The 6877-nt window shown below is 52.8% G+C and carries 7 protein-coding genes and 2 pseudogenes; 6 read left to right on the forward strand and 3 right to left on the reverse strand.

The window, feature by feature from the left end:
* Window positions 1–425, reverse strand: a 425-nt coding sequence (locus OOJ60_RS24020) for an MFS transporter (protein WP_128999389.1), incomplete at its 3' end; no start/stop codon positions are given.
* 105 nt (window positions 426–530) lie between these two features.
* Here OOJ60_RS24020 and tetR(A) point away from each other — a divergent pair.
* The gene (tetR(A), locus tag OOJ60_RS24025; protein ID WP_001493764.1) at window positions 531–1181 is read left to right on the forward strand and encodes a tetracycline resistance transcriptional repressor TetR(A); all 651 of its coding nucleotides are present in this window, start codon (window positions 531–533) and stop codon (window positions 1179–1181) included.
* A gap of 31 nt (window positions 1182–1212) precedes the next feature.
* Here the strand turns inward: tetR(A) and OOJ60_RS24030 are convergent, their stop codons facing one another.
* Entirely contained in the window at window positions 1213–1488 is a 276-nt protein-coding gene (locus tag OOJ60_RS24030; protein ID WP_152922203.1) for a relaxase, read from the reverse strand.
* A gap of 84 nt (window positions 1489–1572) precedes the next feature.
* On the opposite strand from OOJ60_RS24030, the gene OOJ60_RS24035 reads away from it, so the two are divergent.
* The 4 genes and pseudogenes from OOJ60_RS24035 to OOJ60_RS24050 form a co-directional block, all read left to right on the forward strand.
* The gene (locus tag OOJ60_RS24035; protein ID WP_012477564.1) at window positions 1573–2163 is read left to right on the forward strand and encodes a plasmid pRiA4b ORF-3 family protein; all 591 of its coding nucleotides are present in this window, start codon (window positions 1573–1575) and stop codon (window positions 2161–2163) included.
* 136 nt (window positions 2164–2299) lie between these two features.
* Window positions 2300–2872 carry a recombinase family protein gene (locus tag OOJ60_RS24040; protein ID WP_001493762.1) on the forward strand — a complete coding sequence of 191 codons (573 nt, stop codon included), beginning with the start codon at window positions 2300–2302 and terminating at the stop codon, window positions 2870–2872.
* Window positions 2873–2908: 36 nt separating this feature from the next.
* Window positions 2909–4300: an ISKra4-like element ISKpn19 family transposase gene (locus OOJ60_RS24045; RefSeq protein WP_001493761.1), complete on the forward strand. Its 1392-nt coding sequence runs from the start codon at window positions 2909–2911 to the stop codon at window positions 4298–4300.
* Window positions 4301–4332: 32 nt separating this feature from the next.
* A pseudogene (locus tag OOJ60_RS24050) lies at window positions 4333–4761 on the forward strand (recombinase family protein); the annotation flags it as partial.
* A 318-nt stretch (window positions 4762–5079) separates the two neighbouring features.
* On the opposite strand, the gene OOJ60_RS24055 reads toward OOJ60_RS24050, so the two are convergent.
* Window positions 5080–5736, reverse strand: coding sequence for a quinolone resistance pentapeptide repeat protein QnrS1 (locus OOJ60_RS24055; protein ID WP_001516695.1), 657 nt, complete (start codon window positions 5734–5736; stop codon window positions 5080–5082).
* A 394-nt stretch (window positions 5737–6130) separates the two neighbouring features.
* On the opposite strand from OOJ60_RS24055, the pseudogene OOJ60_RS24060 reads away from it, so the two are divergent.
* Window positions 6131–6747: pseudogene (locus tag OOJ60_RS24060) on the forward strand (transposase); the annotation flags it as partial.
* Between the last annotated feature and the right edge of the window lie 130 nt (window positions 6748–6877).

Consider the following 6877-nt stretch of genomic DNA (forward strand, 5'->3'; position numbering starts at 1 on the left):
AACCCGAAACAGGCGCTCATGAAGCCGAAGTGCCGCGCGCGCTCATCGCCATCAGTGATATCGGCAATATAAGCGCCGGCTACCGCCCCAGTCGCCCCGGTGATGCCGGCCACGATCCGCCCGATATAGAGAACCCAAAGGAAAGGCGTCGTCGCCATGATGGCGTAGTCGACAGCAGCGCCGGCCAGCGAGACGAGCAAGACCGGCCGCCGCCCGAAACGATCCGACAGCGCGCCCAGCACAGGTGCGCAGGCAAATTGCATCAACGCATACAGCGCCAGCAGAATGCCATAGTGGGCGGTGACGTCGTTCGAGTGAACCAGATCGCGCAGGAGGCCCGGCAGCACCGGCATAATCAGGCCGATGCCGACAGCGTCGAGCGCGACAGTGCTCAGAATTACGATCAGGGGTCTGTTGGGTTTCACGTCTGGCCTCCGGACCAGCCTCCGCTGGTCCGATTGAACGCGCGGATTCTTTATCACTGATAAGTTGGTGGACATATTATGTTTATCAGTGATAAAGTGTCAAGCATGACAAAGTTGCAGCCGAATACAGTGATCCGTGCCGCCCTGGACCTGTTGAACGAGGTCGGCGTAGACGGTCTGACGACACGCAAACTGGCGGAACGGTTGGGGGTTCAGCAGCCGGCGCTTTACTGGCACTTCAGGAACAAGCGGGCGCTGCTCGACGCACTGGCCGAAGCCATGCTGGCGGAGAATCATACGCATTCGGTGCCGAGAGCCGACGACGACTGGCGCTCATTTCTGATCGGGAATGCCCGCAGCTTCAGGCAGGCGCTGCTCGCCTACCGCGATGGCGCGCGCATCCATGCCGGCACGCGACCGGGCGCACCGCAGATGGAAACGGCCGACGCGCAGCTTCGCTTCCTCTGCGAGGCGGGTTTTTCGGCCGGGGACGCCGTCAATGCGCTGATGACAATCAGCTACTTCACTGTTGGGGCCGTGCTTGAGGAGCAGGCCGGCGACAGCGATGCCGGCGAGCGCGGCGGCACCGTTGAACAGGCTCCGCTCTCGCCGCTGTTGCGGGCCGCGATAGACGCCTTCGACGAAGCCGATCCGGACGCAGCGTTCGAGCAGGGACTCGCGGTGATTGTCGATGGATTGGCGAAAAGGAGGCTCGTTGTCAGGAACGTTGAAGGACCGAGAAAGGGTGACGATTGATCAGGACCGCTGCCGGAGCGCAACCCACTCACTACAGCAGAGCCATGTAGACAACATCCCCTCCCCCTTTCCACCGCGTCAGACGCCCGTAGCAGCCCGCTACGGGCTTTTTCATGCCCTGCCCTAGCGTCCAAGCCTCACGGCCGCGCTCGGCCTCTCTGGCGGCCTTCTGGCGCTCCTGCTGCGGCGTCCGCTCGTGGGCCGTGGCGCGGGTCCGCGCGCCGGCCTCGTGCGCCTGGCGCTCGCGGGCGAGGTCCAGGGCGGCCGTCTTCACGTTCTGCCTTGCGCAGATGAGATAGGAGAGCATGAAAAACCTCGGGGCAGCCATCGAATGATGCCATCTACAGGGGTTAAAATAACCACCATCATTTCATAACAATACCTGCTGACTATGAAGATCTACGTCATCAAAATAGCAGTTCATGGAGTCAGTCCGATGGTCTGGCGTCGGCTGAGAATTGCTGCCGACACGTCACTGGCCGCGCTTCACTTCATTTTCCAGATAGTGCAGGGCTGGGGGGACGACCATCTCCATCAATTTCACATTTATGGCAAAGATTACGGTATCTCCTACGAAGGAGGCATCGGTTTTGTCGATAATCCGTTCCGGGTCGTGATTGATGATTTTGCTTTTGATGCTGGCGATCGCTTTACCTATGAATACAATTTCTTTGAGCACTGGCTTCATGACATTCGTGTTGAGGCCATTTATGAAAACTCTACGCTGAAAGCGCCGTTTTGTATAAGCGGCCATGGTATGCCCGGAGCCACAGCTGCGGATGAGTTCGATAAAACCCTGGCGTTTCTTGAAGCTATCGTTAATGCGGATGATGAAACAACGGTCGGCGAGATCCGCCCTTTTGCTGACGACCTGGATGCTGTCAGGTTCAACCGCCACAAAATCAACCGGCAACTGAGCAGGCTCGACCTTGCATCTCCGGTACTGGAGCCTGAAGTTATCTGGCTGGGCCGTCGTCGCTGACTGATGTCTATAAAGGTATACGTTTTCAGCATGCCTCTCAGATCCCCGAAAAAATGTCTATAAACCTCCCTAAATCAGTGTTTATGGATTATTCTTTAAATCTCTATGATGTTTAAAGACCTTCCGGAGGTTTTGCGTGCAATATGCCTACATCAGGGTAAGCTCGGCCGATCAGAATACGGCCCGTCAGGAAGAGGCATTGTCAAAGGCGGGTTTTCAGCCTGATAAAATTTGTGTTGAGCATGCCAGCGCGAAGGACACAAACCGCCCGGGGTTACAGGAACTCCTGGGGCAATTACGCCCTGGTGATACGCTTCTGGTTCATTCCATCGATCGCCTTTGCCGGAATATGTCGGATATGTGCGCTGTCACCACCCGGCTTCGTGACCAGGGCGTTACCCTTATTTTTCTGAAAGAGCAGCTGACGTTCAGCGCCGGCACAAACAATCCGATGCAGGAACTGCAGCTGCACATGATGTCGGCATTCAGCCAGTTTGAACGAGCCTTACTGAAGGAAAGGCAGGCCGACGGCATCGCCGCGAAAAAAGCACGGGGTGAAAAAACAGGGCGCCCCGGCGCCGATATCAAAAAGATCCAGGAAATTGACGCACTCAGAAGCAGAGGGGTCAGGCTCAGGATCGCCTGCGACCATGCGGGCCTTGGCGTTTCCACATATTATAAGCTTCGTCACCAGATGAACAACCAGTAGCCGGGAGATAGTCATCCACCACAGCAGGAGGCAATGATGCAACTGACGCTCCAGATAGTCATCACCGATGAATCAGGCTCCAGTCGAACGGAGGAACTGATGACAATCCAGAAATCAGGGGAGACCCGGAACGACATCGGATTATCGGTGTCAGAATCCAAGCTGTTGCTGAATACGGTCCAGCAGTCGGTGGTCCAGCTGCAGGCAGACGAATATACTCAACACCATATCCGGTGCCCTCACTGCCTTGCTGCGCGCAGAATCAAAGGCAAACAGAAAATACGGTACCGGACGCTGTTTGGCGTTATTCCGGTATCCGGGCTTCGGGTGTACCGGTGCCGTTGTGAAGAGAGTGATACAAAGACAGTCAGTTTGCTCAGCGACTGGGCCGGCGATTATTCTCACCCGGCACTGAAATATATTGAAACCCGCTGGGCCTCGATGATCTCCTATGAAATGACGACTCGTCTGCTGAAAGATATTCTGCCGGTGGGCCACAGCCTGAATGCCTCAACGGTGAGGAATCATTTATGCCAGGTGGCGCAGCGTCTTGACGCTGAGGCTGAAGCTCATTCAGGTTTTCTTTCCGGCTGCCCCCGCGACTGGGGGAACCTGCCCAGGCCAGGAAAACCGCTTGTGGTGGGTATAGATGGTGGTTATGTTCGCGATCGGGATGACAAAAAGCGTAATTTTGAAATTATTGCCGGGAAGTCTTTTTCCGTTGGTGCGCCTGCTGACACCCGCCGCTTCGGTTTTGTTCAGAAGGATGACTGTCATCCGGAACGCAGGCTCATGACCCACCTTTCAGCGCAGGGAATGCAGGCCAACCAGCAGATATTTTTTCTGTCCGACGGCGCGGATAATCTCAGGGACCTCCAGTTCGGTATGTACCCTGAGTCAACGCATGTGCTGGACTGGTTTCATATCACCATGAGGCTGAAGGTGCTCATGCAATATGCCCGGGGACTGCTGGTATCAGATCCAGAGGCGGGGAGTAAAGTTCTGGCACTGCTGGAAAGCATTAAACGATATCTCTGGCATGGCAATGTTGTCGCTGCGCTGGAACATATTGATAATTGCGTTATGTATTGCGATGACCCTGAACTCAGCTATCCTAGCCTGAAATCCCTGCAAAAACATCTGGATGAAATGTATACCTACATCCGGAATAATAAGATGATGATCCCAAACTACGGCGAAATGCGTCGGTACGGAGAGCCGGTATCAACCGCGTTTGTGGAATCCACGATCAATGAAGTGATCGCCAGACGAATGGCCAAAAAGCAGCAGATGCAGTGGAGCAGAAAAGGGGCTCATTATTTGTTACAGACCCGGACCGCCGTTTTGAATAACGAACTGCAGGATAAATTTGTCTGCTGGTATCCGGGTTTTCAAAGTGACGGGAAGGGACCAGCGATGGCAGCATAGCTCACGCTGCCCCAATATTTTTTATGCTCTCGGTCGTATGGAAGCTGGACCGCCTCGGTCGTGATCTTCGTCATCTCATTAATACAGTGCACGACCTGACCGCGAGGGGGACCGGTCTGAAAGTGCTGACCGGTCACGGGGCGACTATCGACACAACAACGGCCGCTGGCAAGCTTGTCTTCGGTATCTTTGCCGCACTGGCGGAGTTTGAGCGCGAACTGATTGCTGAAAGAACGACTGCAGGTCTGGCATCAGCAAGAGCCCGTGGGCGGAACGGCGGCCGACCTTATAAAATGACGCCAGTCAAACTGCGACTGGCAATGGCATCAATGGGACAATCAGAAACAAAGGTCAGTACGCTATGCCAGGAACTTGGGATAACCCGGCAAACTTTGTACAGGCATATTTCCCCTGTTGGTCAACTGCGGGCGGACGGGATCAAGCTGCTCAACCGTGGATAATTTGAACGGACGGAAAAATCTGGGGTTCCGGCGTAGTACCCCTATCACCTCCACATTTTTGCAACAGTGCCTTATAAATGGCAGCCTTATGTTTACTTGCCAAGATGGGCTACCATATGATGTTTTATACTGAGCAATATTAATATTATCTTTAATGGAAAAATTAAGCCCACTAAGTGACCCACTGCTATATGGCTCTATTGTGAAGACGCCTGAGGGTAAAAATTTATACATGGTTGTCCCTATGTCTATTATTGCAAGGTTGACAATATTATTCGTTTTATAAATTTGAGCGTTTAAAATCACACATCAAAGCAATTAGTCAGGATAAACAACAATACCCAGTGCTTCGAGAATCAGTTCTTGCTGCCAGGCTGCAATTTTGATACCTGATGTATCGACTTTGCGGGGATCTAAACCGTCGAGTTCGGCGTGGCATAAATTGGCACCCTGTAGGCTAAATTGCCCCCAGACATCTTCGGAAAAAACACCTCGACTTAAGTCTGACTCTTTCAGTGATGCACCCGCTAGGTTCGTTCCTATCCAGCGATTTTCAAACAACTCACATTTTTCTAAACAAACCCTCTCCATATTGGCATAGGAAAGATTACATCCAGAAATAAATGCTGAGCAAAAGTACATACGATTACTCACTTGATGGGCAAAGTTTGTTCGGGAAAAGTTGGCACCTTTTAAATCACACGCACGGAACTCTATACCGTAGCAATTGGCATTACTGAAGTTTGCCATCGCAAGTTGGCATTGTTGGAAACTTGCATCACGAAGATCTGCGACATCAAAGTGGCAGCCTTCGATATCACCCTGTTCAATGAACTTGCAGTTGACGAATGTCGTATCACGCAAGTTAGCACGTCGAAAGTCGCTGCGAATGAATGTGCAAGCGGTGAAGGTGAGATCACTTAAGTCTTTATGTGAAAAGTTGTGGTGCCGATATGTATGATTGTAGGTTTCCATGAGTACTCCTTGTTGAAAGGAGGGCTAGACTACCATTATACATATGCCAAGACATTAAAATAAAAGCCTGTTACATCAACACATTACAACCCCTCAATTTACCTGTTTTAAGTGGTCAAATTGGCGCGTAGAGCGCCTATCGCTCTTGCATTGGCACGCGGCCCTGTTGAAAAAAGTTATTCGCTTTAGATAGGGTTAGGAGAGCCGTGCTTCGCCGGTAAAAAATCGGACTATCCGACGCAGGGCGGACTCATCGGCGGAGAAGCAAACTTTGACTATATCTCCCTACACTTGGAAGAGGGCTAGACTGGCCCCATAGATCACCAGACACTTCGACTCTCTTAAAATAAGAGGTAGTCTTGGAACTATGTTTAATACCAGTCAGAACGATAAGATGGTTGAAGTGTTATCAGGACCTGAGCGGCGTCGGCGTCGTACACCGCAGGAAAAAATTGCCATTATTCAGCAGACTATGGAGCCCGGTATGACCGTGTCTCATGTCGCGCGCCTGCATGGCATCAATGCAAACCAGATATTCAAATGGCGCAAGCAATATTAAGACGGTTCACTGACGGCTGTTGCATCGGGCGAGGAAGTGGTGCCGGCCTCCGAACTCGCTGCCGCCAATAAGCAAATTCGCGAACTCCAGCGCCTTCTGGGCAAAAAGACGATGGAAGCCGAGATACTCAAAGAGGCCGTGGAGTTCGGCCGGGCAAAAAAATGGATTGCGCATGCGCCCTCGTTGCCTGGGAACGACGAATAAGCGACGTTTGCAGAAGTCTTAGCGTGTCGCGTGCGCAGTTGAGCATTCGGGTTCACCGGCCATCTGACTGACAGGATCGCAGACGGCAGCCCCGTTCTGACGATACCACCGTATTGTCCCGGATAAACATGGCGGTGGCTGACCTGCCGACGTATGGTTATCGCCGTGTGTGGGCGCTGCTGCGACGGGAGTCGGAGCGGGACGGCCTGCCTGTGGTTAATGCAAAGCGGGTGTATCGCATTATGAGAACGGGCACTGTTGCAAATAGTCGGTGGTGATAAACTTATCATCCCCTTTTGCTGATGGAGCTGCACATGAACCCATTCAAAGGCCGGCATTTTCAGCGTGACATCATTCTGTGGGCCGTACGCTGGTACT

It is taken from the genome of Citrobacter sp. R4 (assembly GCF_026719175.1).
Taxonomy (GTDB): Bacteria; Pseudomonadota; Gammaproteobacteria; order Enterobacterales; family Enterobacteriaceae; genus Citrobacter_A; species Citrobacter_A sedlakii.

Bases quoted from the DNA above. Each gene is read 5' to 3' on its own strand.
- OOJ60_RS24035 (WP_012477564.1), top strand. From the start codon at position 1,573: ATGAAGATCTACGTCATCAAAATAGCAGTTCATGGAGTCAGTCCGATG.
- OOJ60_RS24055 (WP_001516695.1), bottom strand. From the start codon at position 5,736: ATGGAAACCTACAATCATACATATCGGCACCACAACTTTTCACATAAA.
- OOJ60_RS24030 (WP_152922203.1), bottom strand. From the start codon at position 1,488: ATGCTCTCCTATCTCATCTGCGCAAGGCAGAACGTGAAGACGGCCGCC.
- OOJ60_RS24045 (WP_001493761.1), top strand. From the start codon at position 2,909: ATGCAACTGACGCTCCAGATAGTCATCACCGATGAATCAGGCTCCAGT.